This window comes from Candidatus Ponderosibacter sp. Uisw_141_02 (assembly GCF_048087665.1).
Taxonomy (GTDB): Bacteria; Pseudomonadota; Alphaproteobacteria; order Puniceispirillales; family Puniceispirillaceae; genus UBA3439.
Map to the genome: position 1 here is coordinate 2,327,346 of NZ_CP159807.1, position 25,028 is coordinate 2,352,373.

Genomic DNA, 25,028 nt, shown 5'->3' on the forward strand with positions numbered 1-25,028 from the left:
GCTACCACTTACGCACAATCTTATTAACCGGTTTTGAACGTTAAAATAGCCTCCTGCATAATCGCAAGATTACCAGCCCTACAGCAATGTAAGTGATGACAAATTGATGATTTCTGGCTACATCTTGTAAGGTAATGCCAGAACAAACGCTGCATATTCATCTTGTTTCAGATTCAACCGGCGAAACGGTTCATCAGGTGGCGCGTGCTTGTCTTGCACAATTTGCCGATGTCAAAACAATCGAACATGTCTGGACCTTGGTGCGCACGCCAGCGCATCTAGAGGCGCTTTTCGAAGGTCTGAATCGTAATCCGGGCATTTTGCTGATGAGTATCATTGATCAGAATCTACGTTCCAATATTGAAAAAACCTGCCGCAGCACGGGCGTTCCCGCCGTTTCGGTTCTTGATCCGGTGGTGAATATGCTGACCACTGTTCTTGGACAGGCGATGACCAATCTGCCCGGTGGCCAGCGCCGTCTCGATACGGCCTATTTTGCGCGCATGGCAGCTGTTGATTTTGCCGTCAGCCATGATGATGGCATGAATATGGGAAATTTAAAAAAAGCCGATATGCTGATTGTTGGCATTTCGCGCACCTCGAAAACACCAACGTCAATGTATCTCGCACATCGTGGCTATAAGGTTGCCAATTACGCGCTTGTCCCAAAAGTACCGTTTCCAAAGCATTATGTTGATGGGTTGGATCTATTTGTTGTTGGGCTGACAAATGACCCAAAACGGCTTAGCCAGATTCGCCGCACACGGCAGGCAGCGATGCAGGACAACGCCAATGAAGATTACGCCGATATTGACCAAATCACTGACGAAGTGCGCAATGCAAGGCGGCTTTTTGCCAGTAATGGCTGGCCGGTGATTGATGTCACCCGACGATCGGTCGAAGAAACTGCCGCGGCAATTTTGCAATATTATACAAAATGGACCGAGGCCCGATCATGACACTTGCTGCTTTTACGCAATTACCGGCTGGTGATCTGGTGCTGGCATCGGCCAGCAGCATTCGCGCCAAAATTCTGCATGATGCGGGTCTTGGCTATCGTTGCTATCCGGTTGCGATTGATGAAGAGTCGGTTCGCGCCTCGGCACTTGCCGAGGCAGTTCCGGTTGGCGATATCGCCATTATGCTTGCCGAAATGAAGGCCGCCGCTGCGGTGCAGCGTCTGGCGTTTGAAACCGACCCATCGCCAGCTTTTGTCTTGGGCTGTGACCAGATATTGGCTTGCGATGAGGTGATTTACAGCAAACCGCATGATCGCGCCATGGCCAAGGCGCAGCTAATGGCTTTGTCAGGCAAAACACATCAATTATTCAGTGCTGCTGTGCTGTATCGCAACGGCGCCCGGATTTGGCATCATCTGGCGATTGCCAAAAACACCATGCGCCGGCTTGATGAGGATTTTATTGAATCCTATCTCGATCGGCTTGGTGCAGCCGCTTTCACCTCACCAGCAAGCTATCAAATTGAAAGTCTTGGCGCGCACTTATTATCGCGGATCGATGGCTGTCATTTTTCCATTCTTGGGCTTCCGCTTCTCGAATTGCTTGGCATTTTGCGCGAACATGGCCTGAAACCAGCGACAAGCCGCCGATGAAGATCATTGGTCTAACAGGCTCGATTGCCGCAGGGAAATCAACAGTTACTGGCTGGATTAGCGATCTTGGCATTGCCATTCACGATGCTGATGCGGCGGTTCATGAATTGTTGTTGCCGCATGGGGCCGCGGTTGCTGCGATTTTGGCTGAATTCGAAACTGATTTAGTTGGCCATGATATTGGCAATTTGGAAAAAGGTATTAACCGGCAAGCACTTGGCAATTATGTTTTTGCTAGGCCGCAGGCACGAAAACAGCTTGAATCGATTTTGCATCCGCTTGTGCGCCAGCACCGTGATGCGTTTTTGGACAAGCATCGTGCCATTGCCGCACCAGCGGTTGTTTTGGATGTGCCTTTGTTGTTTGAAACTGGCAGCGATGCTATTTGTGATCATATCATCGTGGTTTATGCCAGTGCGGCAACAACGGCCAAACGCGCTTTGGCCCGCGCCGGTATGACGCCAGCCAAGTTTGCGGCGATTTTGGCGTCACAAATGCCCGTCGATGCGAAAAAAAAGCGGGCTGATCTCTGTCTTGATTCAGATCTTCAACCCGAAGCGACTCGGCAAGGCTTAATCAAATGGCTTGCCGCGATGCATGTGCCTATGATCGGCAGTGACCAGGCCCAATCCTAGCCCGCAGAAAGTGATAAATTATGCGTGAAATTGCTCTTGATACCGAAACCACCGGCATTAGCCCGCGTGACGGGCATCGTATTATTGAAATTGGCGCTTTGGAATTGATGCATCATTTGCCAACAGGCCGTAAATTGCATCTTTATATCAATCCTGAACGCGAAATTGATGATGGCGCGGTTGCGGTTCATGGCATTACCAACGATTTTCTGGCGGATAAACCCGTTTTTGTCGATATTGTTGATGAATTTTTGGCCTTTGTTGGTGATGATCCGATGGTCATCCATAATGCCAGCTTTGATATGGGTTTTCTCAATGCTGAACTGAAACGGCTTGACCGGCCAGTTCTGCCAATGGCGCAATCAATTGATACATTGTTGATGGCACGCAAGAAATTTCCCGGCGCGCAGGCCAATCTGAATGCGCTATGTCGCCGATTCGAAATTGACAATAGCCATCGTGACCTTCACGGTGCATTGGTTGATGCCGATCTGTTGGCAGCGGTCTATATTGAATTGCTAGGGGGGCGGCAACCGGGTTTGTCGCTGGATTCAGATAGTCAGACCCAAGCTGGCGATCAGGGTGCGCCAAACAGCACTGATCCCGATCCAAGCTTTCATCTTGATGCCAAACCAATCCGGCCCATTCGGGCGCATGCGCCAACTGCTGAAGAGTTGAAGGCGCACGCAAAATTTTTGGAAGAGTTAAAAAACCCGATCTGGCAAAATGACGCTTAGCTTGATTGGCGATGCTTAGCCCAATCGGGACATAATTTTAATTATTGGTTTGCGCGGCTGCCTGCTGCGCCAGATTATGCTGATAAACAGCAACAAAATCGACCGGCTGGATATTCAAAGGCATAAAGCCGCCATCGCGGGTGCAATCTGAAATAATGGCGCGCGCGAAGGGGAATAACAGGCGCGGGGCTTCAATCATGATCAAAGCGTTGATTTCATCATTTGGTGTGCCTTGTGGCGAGACCAGACCAGCATAAGTCAGATCGACCAAAAATAAGGCGGTGTCATTTGCGGTGGCTTTGGCCGCCAGATTCAATGTCACTTCATATTGATTATCGCCAAGAAGCTGGGCACCAACATTAACGGTGATTTCAACATCAGGCTGGTTTGCGCCTTCGATGAGAACGCGCGGCGCGTTCGGATTTTCAAAAGACAAATCCTTGATATATTGCGCGTGAACAACAATCTGGCGGGCGGTATTTGCGTCATCACCGGACGGCTGTGTGCTGCCACTATCGGCGGCGGCGGGTTTTTTGGATTTTTTGGTATCTTTGGCCATAATTAACTCCGGATTGGCTTTGCACATATTGACCAAATCTATGATCAAATTGCGCGTATTAAATTCAACTCAGCTACTAGCATAGATAACCGCTTTAAAACAACCACGACAAAAAGGACGCGCAAACCCCTATCTTGCCATATCATTGCAAGATAAATGGGCGTGGACATTTGTTTCAGGATTTAAGGTTTAGGGCTTGCGGCCTTTTTTGTCACCAATCTGGTGATCTCGATCCGGTCGTTCTTCAAATTCACCTTCGATGATATCATCATCACCCCTTGTTTTATGCTGTTGCTTGGTAAAGGGGTTATGCCGGTAGCCAGCGGCACCTGATGCCGGATTGCCTGATGCAGCATTGCCAAAAGATGCACCGCCAAAATTGGTGAAGCCGGTAAAGCGTTTGTTTTTGGCCATCCATTGTAGCAAATAGACACCAGTAAGCGTGCGAACCCCGGGTATAAACAACAAAAGCCCGATTCCATCGGTGACATAGCCTGGGATCAGCATTAATGCACCGCCAACAACCATAGAAATACTATCAGCGATTGAGGTGACCGGGGCACGTCCCTTGGCGAGATCAGCTTGAATCCGGCTTAAAACCGATAGCCCCTGACGTTTGAGAAGTGCAATGCCAAAAATTGCCGTTACAAAAACTCCCAAAAGCGTTAACAAACCGCCAATTTCGCTGCCAATATAAATAAAGGCGGACATTTCGGCCCATCCCCATATTAGCAGGCCAAGAATAATGATTAGTCCCATTTTACCGATCCCTTAGGTGGTTTTTGGTAATTTTTGACGACAATTTCCGGCTGCATCTGGATTTAATACCCTACATATGCCATTTATATTATGACGGCATTGGCAAAAGACTCAATGGTGTTAAATAATGCCAATATAAAACCTTAGATGGGGGCTCAGTTGCAATTCATAGATATTATCATTTTTGCCGTTATCGCTGTTCTTTTGGTGCTGCGCCTTCGGTCGGTGCTTGGCCAGCGCACAGGCTATGAACAGCCGCAGGATGAAAGCCGCGCAAATCGGTTTGAAGACACCGAAAATGATAATGAACCTATTCCACTGCATCCCAAGGCTGCGGACAAAGCACCGGTTGCGCTTCACGGGCTTGATGCGATGCGCAAGATTGATCGCAGCTTTAATGAAAAGCAGTTTCTTGAAGGTGCCAACGCCGCTTTTGAAATGATTTTGACCGCCTATGCCGAAGGCGATCTCACCACGCTGAAACGGCTACTGGCCTATAATCTTTTGCAAAGCTTTACCGCATCGATCCAAGCGCGGGCAAAGGCTAAAGAAAGCCTTGTCATTACTTTGGATGACATTCGCGAAGCCAGCATCTTAAATATTTCAATTATTGATCAGCTTGCCAGCATCACTGTGCATTTTCATTCGGTGCAAACACGCATTGCCAAGGATGAAAATGATGAGGTGATTGAGGCAGATGAATCAGGCGCGCGTGAATTTACCGATATTTGGACATTTGAACGCGATTTGACCTTGTCTGATCCAAACTGGAAACTGGTCGAGACAGAGTCCGAGTCCGCCGAAGACTGATTGAGGCCCAACATGCCCAAGAAACGCATTATCAAATCAAACGATGATACGGTTTTATGGCAACGGGTGATCACCGAGGTTACACCGCTAAAATCGACCATTGAATTGGCTGAATTTGCCGCGATTTTTGCGCAATCCGATCATTTGGCACAACCTTTGGTAAAACCCTCTGGTCGACCGCAGAAACTGCCAGCCAAACCTGCACGACCGCCGATTGCTGCACCATCATTAGCACCAGCCAAAAAAGCCAATCCGGTTGATTTGCGTCAAGGCGAACGGGCCGGTATTGATGGCCGTACCCAGCGGCGGCTTTTTCGGGGTGATGTGCCAGTTGACCGACGGCTTGATCTGCATGGCCTAACTGCGGCACGCGCTGAGAGCCGGTTAGCGCAATTTATCGAAACGGCAGCGCGCGATGGATGCCGCTGCGTTCTTGTCATCACTGGCAAAGGGGCGGGTATTCTTCGCGGTCATGTTCCCGATTGGTTAAAACGCCAGCCTTTATCGCCGCATGTTCTGGCCTTGGCCGAGGCACGTCCGCATGATGGCGGCAGCGGTGCGCTATATGTGTTATTGCGCCGCCAACGGAACCGATAGCGATGACGCCCTTTGGCTTGAAAATGCGCGAATGGCGACGCCAGAAAAACCTGACCCAGCAACAGCAAGCCGAATTTTTAGGCGTTTCTAAAGCCTATATATCAGCGCTTGAAACTGGTGCGCGTGGTCAGCCATCGCCAGTTGTTGTCGATCAGATATGTGTTTGGCTTGGGCTGATCTGGGACGATGCTGAAGAATTGAAACGGCTGGCCAACCTGTCGCACCCAAAACCATCAATTGATGTTCGCAATCAAACCGCCGAGGCGGTGTATCTTGCCAATCTTTTGGCGCAGAATATCAACCGGCTGTCAGCAAGTGAATGCCAGCGATTCATTGATGAAATTGAACGGCTCACCGCATCCTAGTTCGATTTTGTGATGGCTCACAAAACTGTGAATAGGCGTCAATTGGTGAAAAATCTTTTTTGTGCTAGAACAACGTAGTTGACCTTATGAATTTTGTGCCTATTTTCCCCTATTGCCGTCGGCGGTATTTCATAGCCCAAAGCGACCGTGCCTGTGCTGCGCCTCGTTGGCTTGCTAAAAAGGAAAGACAAATGACACCCGAGATTCTTCGTGATCATATTGCCAAATTGTCTGTCGAAACGGTGGATCAGTTAACCGAACGCGATATTCATGAATTGAGTGATGCGGCCGAAGTGGCAATTCTTGCCGGTGGTGGTTTTGGCTGGTTGTTGCCGCCACCAAAATCGGTGATGGAAGATTACTGGCGTGGGGTGCAGATGATCCCCGACCGGCATTTGATCTTGGCACGTCTCGATAAGGTGATTGCTGGCAGCTGTCAGATTGTGCGCCCGCCAAAAAACAACGAAGCCCAGAAATTTGCCTGCCAACTGACAACATTTTTTGTTGCGCCTTGGGCGCGTGGTCATGGCCTTGCACAAATGATTGTTGCCGAGGCAGAAGCGCTGGCAAAATCTGAAGGGTTTTTGATGATCAATCTTGATGTCCGCGCAACGCAGGATCGCGCCATTCAGTCATTTGAGGCACGCAATTTCAAACGCTATGCGACAAATGATCATTACGCCAAGGTCGATGGTGCCTATGTTCCGGGATATTATTATCATAAAGAGCTGTAACCATGACCTATGACAGCAATAATATTTTCGCCAAAATCCTGCGCGGCGAAATTCCGTGCAAGAAAATCGACGAAGATGAACATACCCTTAGCTTTGCTGATATCAACCCGCAGGCACCTGTTCATATTCTGGTGATTCCAAAAGGTGCTTATTGTGACTGGGCCGATTTTGCGGCGACTGCCAGCGCCGTTGAAATGGCCGCCTTTACCAAAGCCATTCATCGTGTTGCCGAATTAACCGGCATCAGCAAAACCGGCTATCGAGTGATTTCCAATACCGGTTTGGACAGTCATCAAGAAGTGCCACATCTGCATATGCATGTTCTTGGCGGTGCGCCTGTTGGGCCATTGGTTTTGGCAAAATCCTAGCTCTAGGCGATGGCTAAATCATGGGGTTTTATTTCTTGATGAACTGGCTGGATTTCCGCGCGTTGTTCTCGATTCGCTTCGCCAACCGCTTGAAATCGACTCAATTGTCGTTGCCCGCGCCAACCATCATGTCACCTATCCGGCGCGGTTTCAGCTTGTTGCGGCAATGGATCCCTGTCGCTATGGCTATTTTGGCGATCCAGCGCGTGCCTGTAGTGGGGCACCAGCCTGCGGCGCAAGATCTGCTTCGAACAGCAATGGATCAGGCGAATCTATCCGCGCGCGCCTATCATAAAATCATGCGGGTTTCGCGCACGATTGCCGATCTTGCTGGTGATGACAGGGTTGGCCGCGCCGCGCTTGCCGAAGCCTTGGCTTATCGGGCGATGCCGTTGCTTGCATAGGTTGGGTGTTTGCGTTCAATCGCATCCCATGTTAGTGCCGCAATATCAATGCCCGATAGATGCTGGATTTCGCGAATGCCGGTTGGCGAGGTTACATTGATTTCAGTCATGTAATCGCCAATGATATCAATGCCGACAAACAATAAGCCCCGACGGCGTAATTCGGGGCCAATGGCGGCGCAGATTGCCAGATCACGATTGGTCAATTCGGTTTTGGCCGCGCTGCCACCAACATGGAAATTTGACCGAGCCTCGCCTTCATTGGGAATCCGGTTGACGGCGCCAACAGCTTCACCATCAACCAGAATGACGCGCTTATCACCATCACGAACTGAAGGAAGGTAGGCCTGAACCATGACTAGTTCGCGGCTGGCACCAAAAAACATTTCCAGAAGCGAGCTTAAATTCTGATCATTTGGCTGCAATCGGAAAACGCCAGCACCACCATTGCCAAACAGCGGCTTAATGATGATGTCTTTATGCTTCCGGCGAAATGCCATAATTGTTTCCGGATCACGGCTGATCAATGTTGCTGGCATCAAATCGGGATAAAGCGTGACAAGCAGCTTTTCCGGTGCGTTTCGGACTTCGGCCGGATTATTGACAACCATGGTTTGCGGGCCAAGCATTTCCAGCAAATGTGTTGCGGTGATATAGGCCATATCGAATGGCGGATCTTGGCGCATCAAAATAACGTCAAATTCCTGCAATGGCCGTGTTTCGATTGCGCCGGTTTTAAAATGCGCGCCAGCCTGATCATAAAAGACGACATCCTGCCCGCGGGCGGTAATGCTACCCTCATTCAGGCTTAGCTTGTCAGCTGTATAATACCAAAGGCTATGGCCGCGTTTTTGCGCTTCAAGCCCAAGTGCAAAAGTTGTGTCTCCGCCGATCTCAAGCGTTTCGACCGGATCCATCTGAATGGCAATTGAAAGACTCATCGAATGAATTACAGCCGCTGGTCGGTTTGCAGGATGATGTAATTAATTACCTGCTGGGTAAAGCGAACATCACGCGCATGCGCGACCACACGGTTCATTTCATCAGCATTTGCTGCAACACCTGACAGATAGATTGTGCCATTGACAACATCAATGCTGAAATTCAGTGACGAAATATTGCTGTCGGTGATGAGCTTGGTGCGCAAGGTCGCGCTTGCGGCAAGATCTTTGGCAATATCCTTGATCGAGGATGAATCAGTAACCTGCAATTCATTGACCACCTCGCGAACCCCGCGAACTTCCCATGTCAATTTTGTTGCCAATATTTTTTCTTCAGGTGTTTTTACCTTGCCGGTTAATAGAACCGCCCCATCATTCACTGAAACATCAACTGCGGTTACAAGCGAAAAGTTGCTTTTGAAAAATCTTTCGGTCAGCTTGGCACGGATTTGGGTATCAGCGACCGATGTGGAAAACCCTTTTTCGGTTGTCGAGGCAGCAACGGCAACCGTTCCAACGCCAATAACGGCGCTGGCGCATCCTGAAAGGCCAACGCTTGCAAGCAAGAGAAAAATGACGTTTGGCACGAAACGCGCCCGACGAACAGCTGGCATATGTGCATTCCTAATCGCTTGAGTTTTGATGTCCCTAATGTGACGCTTTGCGAATCATCGGTCAAGGTCATTTGCAGCAAATCACCCTGCATTATGAATATGGGTAATCTTGCCAGTCCTAAAGTTTTGTCCAGCTTGAATGATGATGAAATCAAATTGGCAATCAAAAGTTGTGAATGTCGGATTCTTGGCAAGGAATAATGATGCCACTTTGGTGATGCGCTGTTGCTGTCATCACGCTATTTGGCTAGCGATCAACTTTCCTTGTCAAGATCAATGGCCAGTGAATAGATGATTTTCCGCGATTGGCCGGAAATCTGGCTAACCGTCTGCACCGCATCACGAAGGCTTGTGGCCTGCATTTCTTCGCGCAGCATTGCGGTTAATTTGGCGGTGTCAAATGTATCATCGCTTGCCGTCATGCCGCTAACCAGAATGACAATTTCGCCTTTGGGTGGTGCGGCTTGTTGATAAAATTCGGCAAGCAGCGCCAGCGTGTCGCGGTGATAGGATTCATGCAATTTGGTTAATTCGCGGGCAATGACGGCCAGCCGATCACCAAATATTTCATGCATCATTTGTAAGCTGGCACCAAGACGGCGCGGTGAGTCAAACCAGATGCTTGTGACGCTAAGATTGGCAAATTCACGAAAGGCCGTTTTTGCGGCTTTCTGACTATGTGGCACAAATCCGGCAAATATAAACCGATCGCTTGGCAGGCCTGCGGCAGCCAGACCAGCCAGAACTGCGCTTGGTCCGGGGATTGCCGTGACCGAAATCCCCGCATCATGGCAAGCGGCAACAAGCTTGTATCCCGGGTCGGAAACAAGCGGCGTGCCAGCATCGCTCACTAGTGCAACCATCTTGCCGTTTTGCAAGGCGTCAAGCAGCTTTGGCCGCATGGTTTTGCCATTGTGATCATGATAGGGCATGAATTTTGCCGCTGTACGCAAACCGGTTAGCGTCAATAATTTGCGTGTCATTCTGGTATCTTCACAGGCCAGAATATCGGCTTTTTGCAGCCATTCTGCCGCGCGCGGCGATAAATCACCAAGATTGCCAATCGGTGTTGCGATGACCACCAATTGTCCCGCGCTTTGCGTCATGATTTTGGCCGCCTGAATTGCATGGATAAGACCGTCAGTATAGGGTGATGGCAAGATACCTCACAAGTGCATAATGCAAGGCGATCATGGTTTGATTGGGAATGATGCTGGGTCGAAATTTGCAACAATGACAAGCTTGGTTAGAGCTGTCATGGTAAAATGTGTCCAAGCCCGGGGCATATTTTGAGGAATTGCGGCTGAAATTTCTATGAAAGCTGAACAAAAAAATGCCAAAATTTGGTAGGATATTATGAATATGCGAAATATGTTTGAAAATAAACGGTCAAACCAATCAGGCCAAAGCTTGATTAAGGATTGTTATTTTTGCTGGCGGCAGACCAGAGGGTTGATTGCGGCTGTCACGATGATTGCACTTGCTGGCTGCCAACCGGCCACCACGCCGTCATCATCGATTCGGGCCATATCAAAAACAGCCTTGTCATCACAAACGCAACAAAGCTCATCCATACCAAAACTTCCCGCATCATCTGGGTCATCAAACCAGGCCAGATCAAACATCAATCGAACCGCACCAGATATATCGTCGACAGAAAAATCTCTAGATGTCAAAAAACCTGATCAGGACAGCACAACCGATCTTGCCGCGGCAAATGCGATTATGGATTCGATCATCTGGCAATTTCAGACCGATGATAAAGTGATTGAAACCACTGAACCAGCGATACCAATTGGCGCTGATCCATCGCTAAGTGATGATGCGCTTGATGCGGCCTTTGCGCTTTTATCAAGCCGGATTCGGCCGCAAAGCTTTGAGCCGGTTTTTGAGATGCCGCCAAAAGGTGATGGGGTTATTCGTGTTGGGCTTTTGGTGCCGTTAAGTGGTGAATATGCAGCGCTTGGTATGGAAATCCGGCGAAGCGTTGAAATGGCCTTATTCAAAATCAACAATCCCAAGATCGAGATTTTATTTCTCGACACAAAGGGTGGTGAAACTGCTGGCAACGCGGCAATAACTGGCTTGAATGGTGATGTTGATATTTTCATTGGCCCGCTTTTCACCGATGCGGTGACGCAAGCGCGCGCTGTCACCGATCAGCTTCGCGATGGTCGCGCGCGGCCACCAATGCTATTGCTGTCAAATAATGTCGATGTTGCCGGTGCCGATCGCTGGTTGATGGGTTATCTTCCTGAACAGCAGCTTGATGGTTTGCTTGGTCATGCAGTCAGCGCGGGCAAACGCCGCTTTGCCCTGATTGCGCAAGATTCGCTTTTTGGGCAACGTCTATTGACACATGCAAGCCAACGTTTGGCCGATTTTGGGTTAACGCCTGAAGCGGTTCGCGTGCTAAGTGATGATGAACTTGCCGATGAAACCAATCTGAAAAATGCCATTCGAACTTTTACCCGCTATACCGCGCCAATTGATGAAACGCCACTTGCTGACAGCCCGTTTGATGCGGTGATTTTTGCTGGTGATCCGGCTTTTGCGCTTCGCACTGCGCCGGTCCTTGCCTTTTATGATGTTGGGCCGGATCGAGCGCTTTATCTTGGCAACGCCTTATGGAATCAGCGTCAGCTTTTGGTTGAACCATCGCTTCAAGGCGGGGTATTTTCAACACGGCCAAGCAATCTTGATGCGCGTTTTGATGCTGACTGGACTGAAATCTGGGCAGAACCGGCCGGCCAGTTGGCGCGGGTGGGGTTTGATGCGATGGCGCTTGTCGCGGCTTTGGCACAATCAAATCATAGCGATTGGTCAAAACAGCTTGTGAGCAATAGCGGGTTTCAAGGCTATAGCGGGGCGTTTCGCCTGCTGCCAAATGGCCGCAATATCCGTAGTTTTGAATTGCGCAAAATCAATAAGGGCGAGGCCAAGATCATTCGTCCGGCACCAAACAAAATTTAATCGTCAAAATTGCTGCTGGCTTAGTTAGGGAACCGTATTGCTGGTTTGGCTAGCGCAGAATTGTCGATAAAATATGATTTAACCGCAGCCGCCCATCATCACTGGCGATTAATCTGTATTGATTTGGCATGCGCCGAAGCCAGCCAGCCGCAATCGCCTGTTCAACGCCATCACCATCAAGCCAGTCATCACATGGTCCACAAAGATTTTTGATCACGCCAAGGTCAATACCGTTTGTCAGGCGAAGCCCCATCATCACTATTTCGCTTGCCCAATCAGCCGGCGAGTCAATTTGCGTCTCGTCGATGCCATGGCCTTTTGCCGCCACCGCATCTAACCATCCTGCCGGACTGCGTCTTGTCACCGTTGCGTTGCGGGTCGCAAGGTTTTCGGCTGGATCAAATAATGCAAACCGGCCATGCGCACCGGGCCCGACACCAAGCCAGTCACCCGCCCGCCAATAGGTTAGATTATGCTGGCATTCCTGACCGGGCGCTGCATGATTGGAAATTTCATAGGCTGGCAAGCCAGCGGCATGGGTCATTTGCTGCGTCATTTCATAAAGATCGGCAGCGCGGTCATTATCAAGCGCCATCACCTCACCGCGCCGCTGTCTTGTGTGAAAAACGGTTCCAGCTTCGATCGTCAATTGATATAAAGATAAATGCCCAAGCCCAAGCGACAAGGCCTGTCCAAGCATGGCTTGCCATGCTTTCGGGCTTTGATCGGGAAGCGCATAAATTAAATCAATCGAGACGCGGTCAAAGGCCTTTTTGACCTTATCAAGCGCGTGTAGCGCATCGGCCGCCGAATGTTCACGGCCGAGAAATTTTAAACTGGCATCATCAAGCGATTGCACTCCCATTGAAACCCGGTTTACGCCGGCTTTTTGAAATCCCAGCATGGCGTCTGCTTCAACTGAGGTTGGGTTGGCCTCGGCGGTGATTTCGATATCATTGGTAAAGCCAAATAAATCTTCGGCATGGCGGATCAATCTTTCAACCAATATAGGCGGCATTAATGATGGCGTGCCGCCGCCAAAAAACAGGCTTGATAGCGGCGGGCGTGATGGCATCAGGGACGCCATATGCGCCATTTCGGTGCATAAGGCATCGCCAAAAATCTTGCTATCGACATCATTGCTGACATGCGAATTGAAATCGCAATAGGGGCATTTGGCGCGGCAGAAAGGCCAATGAAGATAAAGCGCAAAAGGCCGGCTGGCCTGATCAAAAACCATTGATTTTCTGTTACCGGCCATCGGCTTTGCCAAAACAGCGTGCCAGCAATTGCGCAAATGCATCGGCGCGATGGCTAATGGCATGTTTGGCATCAGGGTTCATTTCGCCAAAGCTGATCGTGTGACCATCGGGTTGAAAAATCGGATCATAGCCAAATCCCATTGTGCCGCGCGCCGGAAATATAAGCCGGCCTTTCACTTTGCCTTCGACGCAAACCTCATCCCCATCTGGCCAGATAATCGCAAGCGCACAAATAAATTCGGCGCTGTGATCGCCGCTGCCGGTTTTTGCAAGCGCTGCCTCGACAGCATCCATGGCAAGGGTGAAATCACGATCCGGTCCGGCCCAGCGTGCCGAATAGATCCCCGGGGCGCCATCAAGGGCCATCACCGCCAAACCCGAATCATCGGCAAGTGCTGGCTTGCCCGACGCCATGGCCGCTTCGCGCGCCTTTAAAAGCGCATTGCCGGTAAAGCTGGTTTCGGTTTCATCAGGTTCAGCAAGACCAAGATCGGCAGCCGATAAAATATCAATATCAAAACCGGCAAATAGCGTACCAATTTCGCGCATCTTGCCAGCATTATGCGTGGCAATGACAAGCGTATCTTCGGTAAATTGGCGATCGGCCATGATCGGATCTTTCATCTTGGTTAGGGCTTTTTAAAGGCCGGCATCTTGAACCGCACGGCGTTGCAGATCAAACAGGCTGTTGCAGCCGGTTTCGGCTAAATCCAGCATTTCATTCAGGCTTGCCCGCGAAAATGGATGTTCTTCGCCGGTCGCCTGAATTTCAACAAGCTGGCCATCGGCGGTCAGAACGAAATTTGCGTCAATTTCGGCGGCGCTATCTTCGTCATAATCAAGATCCAGAACAGCTTGGCCTTGATAGATGCCGCATGAAATAGCGGCCACCTGACCGGTCAGCGGTGATTGCGTGATCGCGCCTGCCAAAAGCAATCTTTCGCAGGCAATCCGCAGCGCAACCCATGCGCCAGTGATGGCGGCTGTCCGCGTGCCGCCATCTGCTTGAATCACATCACAGTCAATTTTGATCTGGCGTTCGCCAAGCGCGCCAAGATTGGTAACAGCGCGAAGCGATCGTCCGATTAGACGTTGGATTTCGAGCGTGCGGCCACCTTGTTTGCCGCGTGCAGCTTCACGGTCGATGCGGCTATGGGTTGAACGTGGCAACATACCATATTCAGCGGTTACCCAGCCCTTGCCGCTATTGCGTAAAAATCCGGGGACGCGCTCGTCAATTGATGCTGTGCAGAGAACATGCGTATTGCCAAATTTGGCAAAGCATGATCCTTCGGCATGAAGCGAAACCGATGGTTCAAGTGAAACAGAGCGAAGCGCGTCAAGGGCGCGGCCGGAAGGGCGTGTCATGATAAATATCCTTTGTTGCAGCGTTCGAGCTGGTTAAAGCGATATGCCAGTGAAGTAAAGGGATAAGGTAATTTGCCGCATCTCTGTTTCTTCGATTGACCAAATGGCTTGGGCTATCCTAAATTTTCTTCATGACAGATGCCAGTGTAAAGGATTTAAAACCGCGCAGCATGGAAATTTTCCATGAGCTGGTCTCGGCCTATTTGGAAGATGGCTTGCCGGTTGGGTCAAGCCGGCTTGCCCGATCAGGCAAATTTGACTTTTCGCCCGCCTCGATTCGAAGCAAGATGAGCGATCTTGAAGATGCAGGACTTTTATTTGCGCCGCATACATCGGCTGGTCGTGTGCCAACCGAAACCGGCCTTCGGCTTTTTGTTGATGGGCTGATGGAATTTAACCGCGATATTCCGGCAGAGCAGCGCCAGTCGATTGACAGCGAATGTGCAGCGCGTGGAATCAGCCTTAACCAGCTTCTTGATAAAACCAGCAAAACCCTGTCAGGGCTGTCGAATTGTGCCAGTCTGGTTTTGTCGCCAAGCAGCGAAGCCGAGTTACAGCATTTTGAATTTGTCCCAATCGGCGTTGATCGGGCCTTGGCGGTTTTGGTGCGGTCGGACGGGCAGGTTGAAAACCGGTTGATTGATTTACCTGCCGGCGTGCCAGCGTTAGCGATGACGCGCGCGGCGAATTACATGAATGCCAAATTGAAAAATAACAGCATGATCTATGCAGCAAGCCTGATCCGCAGTGAAATTGCCCACCATAAGGCCGAACTTGACGAGCTGACCACCGCGCTTGTCGAACAGGGGCTTGGCATCTGGTCAGATGGTATCGGCGGTGATGATGCGGCGCTTATTTTGCGTGGGCAGGCCAATCTTCTTGATGATATTCAGGCGGCGGAAGGCCTTGCTGAAATTCGTGGACTTTTTGATGCGTTGGATGCGCGCGAAAATGCTCTTCGGCTTTTAGATGCAACACGCGATGGCGATGGGGTGAAAATTTTTATTGGCGCTGAAAACAATCTTTTTGCCAGCACTGGCTGTTCATTGGTGATTGCGCCTTATCGGAATAATGACCGGTCGATCATTGGGGCGATTGGCGTTCTTGGCCCACGCCATATGAATTACGCGCGGATTATCCCGATGGTTGATTATACAAGCAAGGCGATTGACCGCGTTTTGGGTCGTTAATGATCTATTCCCAGCGCGATGATTTATAGCGCGGTATAGAGCGATCTGACCCATCTTTGGATGCCGTCAAAAAATCGATCAATATTGTCTGTGTGGTCATCAAGGCCACTTTCAGCGTCACCAAAGAGGCGGGTTCCAATTGAAACCCGACCGCGTCGATGAAAAGCCTGATGCAAACGGCCAGAAGAATGCCGCGCCAGCCGGGTAACCGCCGCCAAGGGCGGGTTGGCAAGGGTGATGTGCAATTTGGGCAGATAAAGCGCAAAGGCGCGCAGGTTTGGTTCATGCGCGTGATCTCCATCATGGTCGCGAGGATGAAATGGCCGTTTCATGACAGGATAGTTTGGTATGGCTAATAAAACCTTAGCGCGATGGCGAAGACCGCCAATCTAGATTATTTTTGGGCAGGATTATTTTTGGGCTGGGATATTTTCGAAACCGGTTTTCTGACATGGCATTATTGAATCGGGCTTGCAACGGCAAAAACGCGCCGGTGATTGGTCGGTTATGTCCGGCTTGTGGTTTTGCGCGCTGCTTTTTTGGCGGCAGGTTTTTTGGTGACAGCTTTTTTGGTGGCAGCTTTTTTTGCTAGGGTCTTTCTCGAAGCCGCCTTTTTTGCTGTAGTTTTTTTTGTGGCTGGCTTTTTTGCGGCTGCTTTTCGCGTTGCTGGTTTGGCTTCGATGACTTGGCTTCTTAACGAGTCGGCCTTGGCAGGACCCTTTGGCGGTGTCGTTGTCAGCAATTCATACAGCGATTCAGAGACAGCGTGACGAACCATTTGCGGCAATTCATTTGCTAGAACATTGCGAACCGCACTGCCAACCTCGGTGATTAAATCATGGCGAAGCTGGTCTGACATGATTTGCGGCTGTTGATTGATAATTTGGGTTTTCGGAGCTTTGCCAGCCCGATCAATGGCGGCGGCAATTTCGGCCATTGTGGCGTTGGAAAGCGATGCATCATCGGCATTTTCCGATGGGTCGGTCTTACCAACAATATTGACCGCTGGTGGTGGTGCCTGACTTGGCAAGACCGTTAATGCTGGTTTTTCGGTTTGGGCATCAGCAGCCTGATCAGGTTTTTGTTCGCGCGCCATTGCTGGTGGGGCGGTTGATTTGATCACCGCCATCATTGGCGTGCCATTTTTGATAACGGCCTCGGCTTCGTCGCACAGCGCTTCGATTGATTTCCAGATTTGTGCATTTTGCATAGCGGGCGTGTCCAACCATTATTTGGCCAAAGTGGTTACCATACTCGTTTCACGCCTGATGGTTATGCTGACGTGATTCTAATAACGAGGATTTAATGTCTCATAAGTCAGCAAAAGAAACAATATCTTGTCAGGATCCATCAAATCTCGTTATCGCTATCTATGGCTTTGACGTGATTCAATATCGGATCATGGCAAAAAGATATATTTTTGCTTTTTACTCTTGGCGAAGCCGCCAAGGATCACTAGATAAAGCTGGCGTTCCGTAATGGAAGCGAAAAGGAAACAAAGATGACTGACCAAAATACCACCAATGATGAAGCGGCCCAAGACCCGATCGCCGAAACTGGCGCGCAGGATCTGGCCGGATCAGACAAGGCTGCCACTGATGGCGCTATGGATGATATTCTGAATGACGTGCTTGCCGCCGCTTGTGCCGAAACTGCTGGCGCCGAAATCAAGGGTGATGCTGAAGCGCAAGACCCGTTAACAGCCATGATTACTGAACGCGATCAATTGAAAGACCAGCTATTGCGGGCCTTAGCCGATACGGAAAATATGCGCCGCCGAAGCGAGCGCGAAGCCGCCAATGTTCGGAAATATGGCCATACACCATTTGCGCGTGATCTTGTTGGTGCCATTGATAATCTGGCGCGTGTTGTCGAATCAGCGCCAGAAAATCTTGATCAAGCCGATGAAACCGTGAAATCGCTGATCACCGGTATCCAGCTTAGCTGGACCGAGCTGCAATCAGTTATTGAAAAACATGGTATTAAGCGCGTTGAACCGCTTGGCGAAAAATTTGACTATAATTTGCATCAGGCAATGTTTGAAGTGCCAACCAATGACCAGCCAAGCGGCATGGTTCTTGAGGTTGTCCAGCATGGCTATGTTCTTCATGACCGGCTGTTGCGTCCGGCCATGGTTGGGGTTTCAAAAACAGCTGATGCGGCTGGTGCGACCAGCAATGACCAATCGAAAACCGATGAATAGATAGAAAATAAGACCCAGAATTAACGCATGATTTTGGTGAAGAAAGACGAAACTAAAGACGAACAAATGGGGGTGGATAGGGATTAGCTGCAATCGTGGCAATGATCCATTTTGACAGTGTTTACTGTTTGATGACCCCCCTCTTGTAACCGAAATAATAAGTCCTATATGAACGATAGATAGTTGAACAGCAATGATAAAACCGGCAAGCCAAAGGCCGGTTACGCTCCGCCTTACGGGAGCGGAATGTCTTAAAGGGCTACTCAATCAACGTCACCCCAATAGGTAAGACAGTGAGTGGTCAGGGAAAGGAGCTTTAGATATGGCGAAGGTTATTGGTATTGATTTGGGAACAACAAATTCCTGTGTTGCCGTTATGGACGGATCCGAGCCTCGGGTGATTGAAAACGCCGAAGGCGCACGAACCACACCATCAATGGTGGCCTTTGCAAATGGTGAGCGTCTGGTAGGTCAGGCCGCAAAACGCCAAGGCGTCACAAACGCGGAAAATACACTTTTTGCGATTAAACGTTTAATTGGCCGCCGGTTCAAGGATAAATCCACAAAGGCATTTACCGACCTGGTGCCATTTGAACTTGTTGGCGCCAAAAACGGTGATGCTTGGGTAAAGGTTGAGGGTGAAGAATACTCGCCAAGCCAGATTTCTAGCTTTGTGCTTCGTAAGCTGAAAGAAGATGCTGAGGCCTATCTTGGCGAGACGGTTACACAAGCGGTGATCACGGTTCCGGCCTATTTCAATGACGCCCAGCGTCAGGCCACCAAAGATGCTGGCAAAATTGCCGGTCTTGAAGTGTTGCGGATTATCAATGAGCCAACAGCCGCCGCGCTTGCTTATGGCCTTGACCGCAAGGAATCAGGCATTGTTGCGGTTTATGACCTTGGTGGTGGTACGTTTGACGTGTCGATCCTTGAGGTTGGCGATGGTGTTTTCGAGGTGAAATCAACCAATGGTGATACCTTCCTTGGTGGTGAAGATTTTGACCATGCCATCATTGAATTTCTGGCTGACTCATTCAAATCGAGTGATGGTATCGATCTTCGCGGTGATAAATTGGCTTTGCAGCGTCTCAAAGAGGCGGCTGAAAAAGCCAAGATTGAATTGTCATCTTCGATTCAGACTGATGTGAATTTGCCATTCATCACCGCCGATGCGACCGGCCCGAAACATTTGAATGTCAAATTGACCCGTGCCAAGCTTGAACAGCTTGTTAGCGGTTTGGTTGCCCGCACGATGGAGCCATGTAAAGCGGCATTGAAAGATGCTGGAATCAAAGCGTCAGAAATTGACGAAGTGATTCTTGTTGGTGGCATGACCCGCATGCCGAAAATCATCGAACAGGTCAAAGACTTTTTTGGTACCGAGCCGCATCGCGGCGTCAACCCGGATGAAGTTGTTGCATCCGGTGCGGCGATTCAGGCCGGCGTTCTGACAGGTGATGTAAAAGATGTGCTGTTGCTTGACGTTACGCCTTTGTCGCTTGGCATCGAAACGCTTGGCGGCGTATTTACCCGCCTGATCGATCGCAATACAACCATCCCAACAAAGAAAAGCCAGGTCTTTTCAACGGCTGATGACAATCAATCAGCGGTGACCATTTCGGTTTGTCAGGGTGAGCGCGAAATGGCTGCTGATAACAAGGCGCTCGGCCAGTTCAATCTTGAAGGCATTTCACCTGCCCCGCGCGGTGTGCCGCAGATTGAGGTGACGTTTGATATTGATGCCAACGGCATCGTAAAGGTCAGCGCGAAAGACAAGGCCACTGGCAAAGAACAGGAAATTCGGATTCAGGCATCGGGCGGATTGGACGATGGCGAAATCGAACGGATGGTTGCTGAAGCCGAGGCCAATGCCGAATCTGATAAAGAACGCCGTGCTGAAGTTGAAACCCGCAATCAGGGTGAAGCCTTGGTTCATGGTGCTGAAAAAGCCATTGATGATCTTGGCGACAAGGCCGACCCACAGGCAAAAACCGAAGTCGAAGCTGGAATTGAGGCGCTTCGTGAAGCGCTTGATGGTGACGATATGGAAGCGATTTCATCGAAATCAGCCGAATTGTCAAAAGTGATGATGAAGATGGGCGAAGCTGCCTATCAGGCCGAAGCTGATGCCGATGTCAATGCTGGTGAGGCCAGTGATGATGAATCGGTTGTTGATGCCGAATTTGAAGAGGTTGACGCCGATTCAGATGACGGCAAAAAGAAAAGCAAATAAGCCAAAATAAAAAAGTCGAAGCTGTGATTGGCTCCGGTTTTTGAATCTTCACGGCAGAAGTGGCAGGCATGAGCAAACGCGATTACTATGACGTATTGGGTGTTGAAAAAAACGCTGACGACAAAGCTATTAAGGCGGCATTTCGCAAGCTTGCGATGGCCAACCACCCTGATCGTAATCAGGGAGATAATGCGGCCGAAGACCGGTTTCGCGAAGCCAACGAAGCTTATGATATTTTAAAAGATCCGCAAAAACGTGCAGCCTATGACCGGATGGGTCATGCCGCTTTTGACCAATCCGCTGGTGGCGGCGGCGGCGGCTTTGGTGGCGGCGGCTTTGGTGGCGGCGGCTTTTCCGATATTTTCGATCAGATGTTTTCCGAATTTTCTGGTGGCAGTGGCGGGCGGCAGCGCAATCAGGGCGGCAATGATCTTCGCTATGATATGTCAATCTCGCTTGAAGATGCCTTTACCGGATTGCAGCAGGATATTTCAATCACGGTACCATCTGAATGTGATGGCTGTTCAGGTAGTGGCGCGGCTGATAGCAGCAAGCCAAGTACATGTGGAACATGTGGCGGTGCTGGCCGGGTTCGGGCGCAGCAGGGCTTTTTCGCTGTTGAACGCACCTGTCATGCCTGTCAGGGCATGGGGCAGGTTATTTCCGACCCGTGCCGGACTTGTGGCGGTGAAGGCCGTGTTCAACGCGCCAAAACATTGGCGGTTTCGATTCCGGCCGGTGTTGATACCGGAACCCGGATCAGGCTTTCGGGCAAGGGCGAAGCTGGGCTTCGTGGCGGGCCGGCAGGTGATCTCTATATTTTCGTCAATGTTGACCCCCATCCGATCTTTGCCCGTGATGGCGGCAATCTGCATGCGCGAATCCCCTTGCCGATGACCGTTGCCGCGCTTGGTGGCAGCATTGATGTACCAACGCTTGAAGGCAAAATGGCGCGGTTAACGATCGAGGCTGGCACGCAATCGGGACGCAAATTCCGCATGCGGGGCAAAGGCATGCCAGCCTTGCGGCGCGGCAATCCGGGTGATCAGATCATCGAGGTTCAGGTGGAAACACCAACCAATCTCAACAAAAAGCAAAAAGAGCTTCTTGAAGCCTTTTCAAATTCAGGCAATACCAGCCCTGAATCATCAAGCTTTTTGGAACGCGTCAAACGCATCTGGGCAGATAGCTAATTCTGCCTGATTAGTGCGCCGCTAATCCCGCAATCATGCTTTTTGATCGGATGCTGTTTTCGCACTGATGTGATTTGAGGGCTTGCCCAAACATGCCTGCTATTTATATGCTGGCGACGTGCGGGTGAAGCCGCCTATAATATCGCCAACAACAAAGACAACCGATAGCAGGCAAAGATGGGGTGCGATCGATAAGGCGCCGCCATCAGGAATCGAGGCAGGATCATGATTAAAATTGCAATTCCGGGAAGTGCTGGGCGCATGGGCGGGATGTTGATTCGCGCGATTACTGCCGCGCCTGATCTTGATCTTGTTGCCGCGACTGACCTGCCTGACAGCCCCTTTATTGGGCGTGATGCTGGTGAGGTGGCGCAAATTGGCGCAAATGGGGTGGTGATTGGCAGTGATCCTGAATCGTTATTTAGCGTTGCCGATGTTGTGATTGATTTTACCAGCCCTGCAGCAAGCCTTCACCATGCCAGCCTTGCCGCAGCGAAAAGCACCGCCATGGTGATTGGCACAACGGGTCTTGACGCTGAAGAAGAAGCGGCGCTGAAGGCACTGGCAAAGGACAATAGGATTATCTATTGCGCCAATACATCGGTTGGCGTCACTTTGCTAACCCAGCTTGTTGAAGAAGTGGCGGCCAAGCTAACTGACGGATGGGATATCGAAATTTTGGAAACGCATCATCACCATAAGGTTGATGCGCCATCAGGAACTGCGCTCGCGCTTGGCAAAGCGGCGGCAAAGGGGCGTGGTGTTGCGCTTGATGATGTTGCTGATATGGTTCGAAAAGGCCAGACGGGTGCGCGCAAACCGGGCGATATCGGTTTTGCTGTTTTGCGCGGCGGTGATGTAGCGGGTGAACATTCGGTGATTTTCTATGGTGATGCCGAACGTGTGGAAATCTCGCATCGGGCAACCGACCGCGCTATTTTTGCCCGTGGTGCCATTCGCGCCGCGCGGTTTGCGGCAACGGCCCCATCTGGATTTTACGATATGACGGATGTGCTGAAAGGCTGATCATGCCGGTAAAAATGAAACTTGCGGCAATTGATATTTGCTTTGAACGCTTGTCGCAACGCCAACCTGATCCACAAACCGAACTTGATTTTACCGATGCTTTTACGCTTCTTGTGGCGGTTGTTCTCTCAGCGCAGGCAACCGATGTTGGAGTGAATAAAGCAACCAAAGGCCTGTTTGCCGCCGCCAATACACCAGCGGCAATGGTGGCGCTCGGCAGTGACGGGATCAGTCATCATATCCGCACGATTGGCCTGTTTAATACCAAGGCCAAGAATGTATTTAAATTATCGCAAATTCTGCTTGATAAGCATGATTGCGAGGTACCGCAGGATCGTGCCGCGCTTGAGGCATTGCCCGGGGTTGGGCGGAAAACGGCAAATGTGGTTTTGAATGAAGCATTTGGCGAGCCAACAATCGCCGTTGATACGCATATTTTTCGCTTTGGCAATCGCACCGGCATGGCACCCGGAAAAACCCCTGATGCGGTTGAAAAGGAATTGCTTCGCCGTGTGCCTGACCGCTGGAAAAAAGGCGCGCATCACTGGATGATTCTCCATGGGCGTTATGTCTGCAAGGCGCGCAAACCTGATTGTGCCGATTGTGTGATTGCCGATTTATGCCTTTTCAAAGCCAAGACTTTATAGGTCAGCATTTTGATTTGGCATTTTAAATCTGGCGCATTTGATGTGGTGTGGGGCGCTATTTATGATCCGGCAACTAGCTTTTGATGATGCTGATCCATCGCCGCAAGGCATTTGCCTTCATTAACTCTGCCACCAATCACCGCGCTTCGCATATCCCAATCTTTAATGACCAATTGCGATGATCCTTGGTTTACTGGATAGAAAAAGAAATCAACAACACATGCGGCAAAACGATATTGCCAGATTTCAATCGGGCCTTCCTGCCGGATCATCGTGGCGATGCCAAGATCGCGAACCAAAAAGATTGATGCCGAGCCGATCATCGCTTTTGGACGAAATGGCGGCTGAACTTTCACTGGCTGAACGGGTGTTGGCTGGACGGGCGGTGTTCCCGGAATGGCGGCAATGGCTGTTTCTTCGCTGCTGTTATTGGTGCCAGAACCAGCTTCAGTGCCAGAACCCGAACCAGCCGTGCCATCGGCAGTTTTCGTGACGGTGCTAACGACAAGGTCAATGTCGGTTTGACCTTCAGGGGCAACGGTAATCGTGGGGGCTGCTTTGCTGTTGACCGTGGTTGGCGTCACCGGCTGGCACGCTGCAACAAGCGCGGCAAATCCAAACAGATAAAAATGTAAGTGACGCATATTTCGCACCGCGTTAGCAATGTTGACGGCCTAGGGTCTAGCTGAAAAAGTCGGTCTTTGCACGAACTCTTTTGGATTTTGATTGCCATTGTCCTTGTTCTTCTATCATGTCCGGCCTAATGTCGCGTCGCAGAATTTGGAATGAGGATGCGGTGATGCGGGTAAAATCTCTTGATGTGTTGGCGGTTGGCAATGCCATTGTTGATATTTTTGGGCAATGTGACGATGGTTTTTTGCAGACGAATGGCATTGAAAAAGGGGTGATGACGCTTCTTGATGCGGCTGGATCAGCAAGGCTTTACGCCGCGCTTGACAAGATCGGCTCGCCGCAATTGATTTCGGGGGGATCGGCGGCCAATACGGCGGTTGGCGTTGCCGCTTTTGGCGGATCGGCAAATTTCATTGGCCGCGTCCATGATGATGATCTTGGCGCAGCGTTCCGGCATGATATCAAGGCAGCTGGTGTCGGTTTTGATCAACCGCCAGCCAGCAGCGGATCACCAACCGCATCATCAATCATTCTTGTGACCCCCGATGCGGCGCGATCAATGAATACGTTTCTTGGTGCCAGCATCGAATTTGAAGCTGGCGATCTTGCGCTTGCTGATGCCGCATCGGCAAGAATAATTTATCTTGAAGGCTATCTTTTTGATGCGCCAAATGGCCCTGCCATTTTTGCCGAGGCGGCGCGTCTTGCCGAAAAGCATGATGTCAGGCTGGCGCTATCACTGTCGGATCCATGGTGCGCCGAACGTCACCGCGCGGCGCTATCCAGCTTTATTGCCGATCATATCTCGATCTTGTTTGGGAATGAAGACGAGGTTGCCAGCCTCTATCAATCAAGCAGCCAAGATGCCATTGCTGCCTTAGCTGGCAAGATTGACGAGTTGGTGGTTACGCGCGGGCCAGCCGGTGCCTTTATTGGCGCAGGTGCTGACCATCACGAAATCCCCGCCATGCCGCAAGGGCCGGTGATTGACACAACCGGCGCTGGTGATTTATTTGCCGCTGGCTATTTGTTTGGCCGCACGAATGGATTTGATTTTTTGCAGTCAGGCCGGCTTGCCAGCCTTGCCGCAGGTGAGGTTATTTCGCACATCGGTGCGCGGCCGCAAACCGATTTAAAACAGCTTGCGGCCAGTTTTTAGCGGCCT

Annotated in this window: 30 protein-coding genes; 19 read left to right on the plus strand and 11 right to left on the minus strand. The window is 50.5% G+C overall.

What is annotated here, in order from left to right:
- Positions 1 to 134: 134 nt before the first annotated feature.
- The 4 genes from ABXT40_RS11440 to dnaQ are packed head-to-tail and all read left to right on the plus strand — an operon-like array spanning position 135 to position 2,984.
- Entirely contained in the window at positions 135 to 959 is an 825-nt protein-coding gene (locus ABXT40_RS11440) for a pyruvate, water dikinase regulatory protein (protein WP_443645726.1), read from the plus strand.
- A complete protein-coding gene (locus tag ABXT40_RS11445) occupies positions 956 to 1,612 on the plus strand; it encodes a Maf family protein (RefSeq protein WP_443645727.1) in 657 nt (218 codons plus the stop codon). Before ABXT40_RS11440 ends, ABXT40_RS11445 begins: the two co-directional genes overlap by 4 nt.
- Positions 1,609 to 2,247, plus strand: coding sequence for a dephospho-CoA kinase (gene coaE / locus ABXT40_RS11450; protein WP_443645728.1), 639 nt, complete (start codon positions 1,609 to 1,611; stop codon positions 2,245 to 2,247). The genes ABXT40_RS11445 and coaE overlap by 4 nt, the downstream gene beginning before the upstream one ends.
- A gap of 20 nt (positions 2,248 to 2,267) precedes the next feature.
- Positions 2,268 to 2,984: a DNA polymerase III subunit epsilon gene (gene dnaQ, locus ABXT40_RS11455; RefSeq protein ID WP_443645729.1), complete on the plus strand. Its 717-nt coding sequence runs from the start codon at positions 2,268 to 2,270 to the stop codon at positions 2,982 to 2,984.
- 37 nt (positions 2,985 to 3,021) lie between these two features.
- Here the strand turns inward: dnaQ and secB are convergent, their stop codons facing one another.
- Positions 3,022 to 3,543 carry a protein-export chaperone SecB gene (gene secB / locus ABXT40_RS11460; protein ID WP_443645730.1) on the minus strand — a complete coding sequence of 174 codons (522 nt, stop codon included), beginning with the start codon at positions 3,541 to 3,543 and terminating at the stop codon, positions 3,022 to 3,024.
- Between the two features lie 189 nt (positions 3,544 to 3,732).
- Positions 3,733 to 4,302, minus strand: a complete 570-nt coding sequence (locus ABXT40_RS11465) for an FxsA family protein (protein ID WP_443645731.1) — start codon at positions 4,300 to 4,302, stop codon at positions 3,733 to 3,735.
- Between the two features lie 159 nt (positions 4,303 to 4,461).
- On the opposite strand from ABXT40_RS11465, the gene ABXT40_RS11470 reads away from it, so the two are divergent.
- The 7 genes from ABXT40_RS11470 (at position 4,462) to ABXT40_RS11500 (ending at position 7,580) form a co-directional block, all read left to right on the plus strand.
- Positions 4,462 to 5,112 carry a Tim44/TimA family putative adaptor protein gene (locus ABXT40_RS11470; RefSeq protein ID WP_443645732.1) on the plus strand — a complete coding sequence of 217 codons (651 nt, stop codon included), beginning with the start codon at positions 4,462 to 4,464 and terminating at the stop codon, positions 5,110 to 5,112.
- A 12-nt stretch (positions 5,113 to 5,124) separates the two neighbouring features.
- A complete protein-coding gene (locus ABXT40_RS11475; RefSeq protein WP_443645733.1) occupies positions 5,125 to 5,709 on the plus strand; it encodes a Smr/MutS family protein in 585 nt (194 codons plus the stop codon).
- A 2-nt stretch (positions 5,710 to 5,711) separates the two neighbouring features.
- Entirely contained in the window at positions 5,712 to 6,074 is a 363-nt protein-coding gene (locus ABXT40_RS11480) for a helix-turn-helix domain-containing protein (protein WP_443645734.1), read from the plus strand.
- Positions 6,075 to 6,265: 191 nt separating this feature from the next.
- Positions 6,266 to 6,808 (plus strand): GNAT family N-acetyltransferase, encoded by a 543-nt coding sequence (locus tag ABXT40_RS11485; RefSeq protein WP_443645735.1) that lies wholly within the window; start codon positions 6,266 to 6,268, stop codon positions 6,806 to 6,808.
- Between the two features lie 2 nt (positions 6,809 to 6,810).
- On the plus strand, positions 6,811 to 7,176 hold the full coding sequence (locus tag ABXT40_RS11490) for a histidine triad nucleotide-binding protein (protein WP_443645736.1): 366 nt from the start codon (positions 6,811 to 6,813) through the stop codon (positions 7,174 to 7,176).
- A complete protein-coding gene (locus ABXT40_RS11495) occupies positions 7,127 to 7,471 on the plus strand; it encodes an ATP-binding protein (protein ID WP_443645737.1) in 345 nt (114 codons plus the stop codon). The genes ABXT40_RS11490 and ABXT40_RS11495 overlap by 50 nt, the downstream gene beginning before the upstream one ends.
- The gene (locus tag ABXT40_RS11500; RefSeq protein ID WP_443645738.1) at positions 7,434 to 7,580 is read left to right on the plus strand and encodes a hypothetical protein; all 147 of its coding nucleotides are present in this window, start codon (positions 7,434 to 7,436) and stop codon (positions 7,578 to 7,580) included. Before ABXT40_RS11495 ends, ABXT40_RS11500 begins: the two co-directional genes overlap by 38 nt.
- On the opposite strand, the gene gshB is transcribed toward ABXT40_RS11500, so the two are convergent.
- The 3 genes from gshB to rsmI form a co-directional block, all read right to left on the minus strand.
- Positions 7,553 to 8,521 (minus strand): glutathione synthase, encoded by a 969-nt coding sequence (gene gshB / locus ABXT40_RS11505; RefSeq protein ID WP_443645739.1) that lies wholly within the window; start codon positions 8,519 to 8,521, stop codon positions 7,553 to 7,555. The two genes, ABXT40_RS11500 and gshB, sit on opposite strands and share 28 nt — an antisense overlap.
- 8 nt (positions 8,522 to 8,529) lie before the next feature.
- Complete coding sequence (locus ABXT40_RS11510) at positions 8,530 to 9,135, minus strand: BON domain-containing protein (protein ID WP_443645740.1); 606 nt, start codon at positions 9,133 to 9,135, stop codon at positions 8,530 to 8,532.
- A 254-nt stretch (positions 9,136 to 9,389) separates the two neighbouring features.
- Positions 9,390 to 10,241, minus strand: a complete 852-nt coding sequence (gene rsmI / locus ABXT40_RS11515) for a 16S rRNA (cytidine(1402)-2'-O)-methyltransferase (RefSeq protein ID WP_443645741.1) — start codon at positions 10,239 to 10,241, stop codon at positions 9,390 to 9,392.
- Between the two features lie 256 nt (positions 10,242 to 10,497).
- Here rsmI and ABXT40_RS11520 point away from each other — a divergent pair, with 256 nt between their 5' ends.
- Complete coding sequence (locus ABXT40_RS11520) at positions 10,498 to 12,108, plus strand: penicillin-binding protein activator (RefSeq protein ID WP_443645742.1); 1,611 nt, start codon at positions 10,498 to 10,500, stop codon at positions 12,106 to 12,108.
- Between the two features lie 49 nt (positions 12,109 to 12,157).
- On the opposite strand, the gene hemW is transcribed toward ABXT40_RS11520, so the two are convergent.
- The 3 genes from hemW to rph are packed head-to-tail and all read right to left on the minus strand — an operon-like array spanning position 12,158 to position 14,738.
- On the minus strand, positions 12,158 to 13,441 hold the full coding sequence (gene hemW / locus ABXT40_RS11525; protein WP_443645743.1) for a radical SAM family heme chaperone HemW: 1,284 nt from the start codon (positions 13,439 to 13,441) through the stop codon (positions 12,158 to 12,160).
- Complete coding sequence (gene rdgB, locus ABXT40_RS11530) at positions 13,359 to 13,979, minus strand: RdgB/HAM1 family non-canonical purine NTP pyrophosphatase (protein WP_443645744.1); 621 nt, start codon at positions 13,977 to 13,979, stop codon at positions 13,359 to 13,361. The genes hemW and rdgB overlap by 83 nt, the downstream gene beginning before the upstream one ends.
- Before the next feature lie 30 nt (positions 13,980 to 14,009).
- Positions 14,010 to 14,738 carry a ribonuclease PH gene (gene rph, locus ABXT40_RS11535; protein ID WP_443645745.1) on the minus strand — a complete coding sequence of 243 codons (729 nt, stop codon included), beginning with the start codon at positions 14,736 to 14,738 and terminating at the stop codon, positions 14,010 to 14,012.
- Between the two features lie 170 nt (positions 14,739 to 14,908).
- Between rph and hrcA the strand changes: the two genes are divergently transcribed.
- Complete coding sequence (hrcA, locus tag ABXT40_RS11540; RefSeq protein WP_443645746.1) at positions 14,909 to 15,928, plus strand: heat-inducible transcriptional repressor HrcA; 1,020 nt, start codon at positions 14,909 to 14,911, stop codon at positions 15,926 to 15,928.
- A 4-nt stretch (positions 15,929 to 15,932) separates the two neighbouring features.
- Here hrcA and ABXT40_RS11545 read toward each other — a convergent pair whose 3' ends face one another.
- The gene (locus ABXT40_RS11545; protein ID WP_443645747.1) at positions 15,933 to 16,214 is read right to left on the minus strand and encodes a hypothetical protein; all 282 of its coding nucleotides are present in this window, start codon (positions 16,212 to 16,214) and stop codon (positions 15,933 to 15,935) included.
- A gap of 219 nt (positions 16,215 to 16,433) precedes the next feature.
- A complete protein-coding gene (locus ABXT40_RS11550) occupies positions 16,434 to 17,138 on the minus strand; it encodes a hypothetical protein (RefSeq protein WP_443645748.1) in 705 nt (234 codons plus the stop codon).
- Positions 17,139 to 17,429: 291 nt separating this feature from the next.
- On the opposite strand from ABXT40_RS11550, the gene ABXT40_RS11555 reads away from it, so the two are divergent.
- The 5 genes from ABXT40_RS11555 (at position 17,430) to nth (ending at position 23,230) form a co-directional block, all read left to right on the plus strand.
- The gene (locus tag ABXT40_RS11555) at positions 17,430 to 18,131 is read left to right on the plus strand and encodes a nucleotide exchange factor GrpE (protein ID WP_443645749.1); all 702 of its coding nucleotides are present in this window, start codon (positions 17,430 to 17,432) and stop codon (positions 18,129 to 18,131) included.
- 322 nt (positions 18,132 to 18,453) lie between these two features.
- Positions 18,454 to 20,364, plus strand: a complete 1,911-nt coding sequence (dnaK, locus tag ABXT40_RS11560) for a molecular chaperone DnaK (RefSeq protein WP_443645750.1) — start codon at positions 18,454 to 18,456, stop codon at positions 20,362 to 20,364.
- Positions 20,365 to 20,432: 68 nt separating this feature from the next.
- Positions 20,433 to 21,557: a molecular chaperone DnaJ gene (gene dnaJ, locus ABXT40_RS11565; RefSeq protein WP_443645751.1), complete on the plus strand. Its 1,125-nt coding sequence runs from the start codon at positions 20,433 to 20,435 to the stop codon at positions 21,555 to 21,557.
- 225 nt (positions 21,558 to 21,782) lie between these two features.
- Positions 21,783 to 22,583, plus strand: a complete 801-nt coding sequence (gene dapB / locus ABXT40_RS11570; RefSeq protein WP_443645752.1) for a 4-hydroxy-tetrahydrodipicolinate reductase — start codon at positions 21,783 to 21,785, stop codon at positions 22,581 to 22,583.
- A 2-nt stretch (positions 22,584 to 22,585) separates the two neighbouring features.
- Positions 22,586 to 23,230, plus strand: coding sequence for an endonuclease III (gene nth, locus ABXT40_RS11575; protein WP_443645753.1), 645 nt, complete (start codon positions 22,586 to 22,588; stop codon positions 23,228 to 23,230).
- 59 nt (positions 23,231 to 23,289) lie between these two features.
- Here nth and ABXT40_RS11580 read toward each other — a convergent pair whose 3' ends face one another.
- On the minus strand, positions 23,290 to 23,874 hold the full coding sequence (locus ABXT40_RS11580; RefSeq protein ID WP_443645754.1) for a hypothetical protein: 585 nt from the start codon (positions 23,872 to 23,874) through the stop codon (positions 23,290 to 23,292).
- A 155-nt stretch (positions 23,875 to 24,029) separates the two neighbouring features.
- On the opposite strand from ABXT40_RS11580, the gene ABXT40_RS11585 reads away from it, so the two are divergent.
- Positions 24,030 to 25,022 (plus strand): adenosine kinase, encoded by a 993-nt coding sequence (locus ABXT40_RS11585; protein ID WP_443645755.1) that lies wholly within the window; start codon positions 24,030 to 24,032, stop codon positions 25,020 to 25,022.
- Positions 25,023 to 25,028 lie beyond the last annotated feature (6 nt).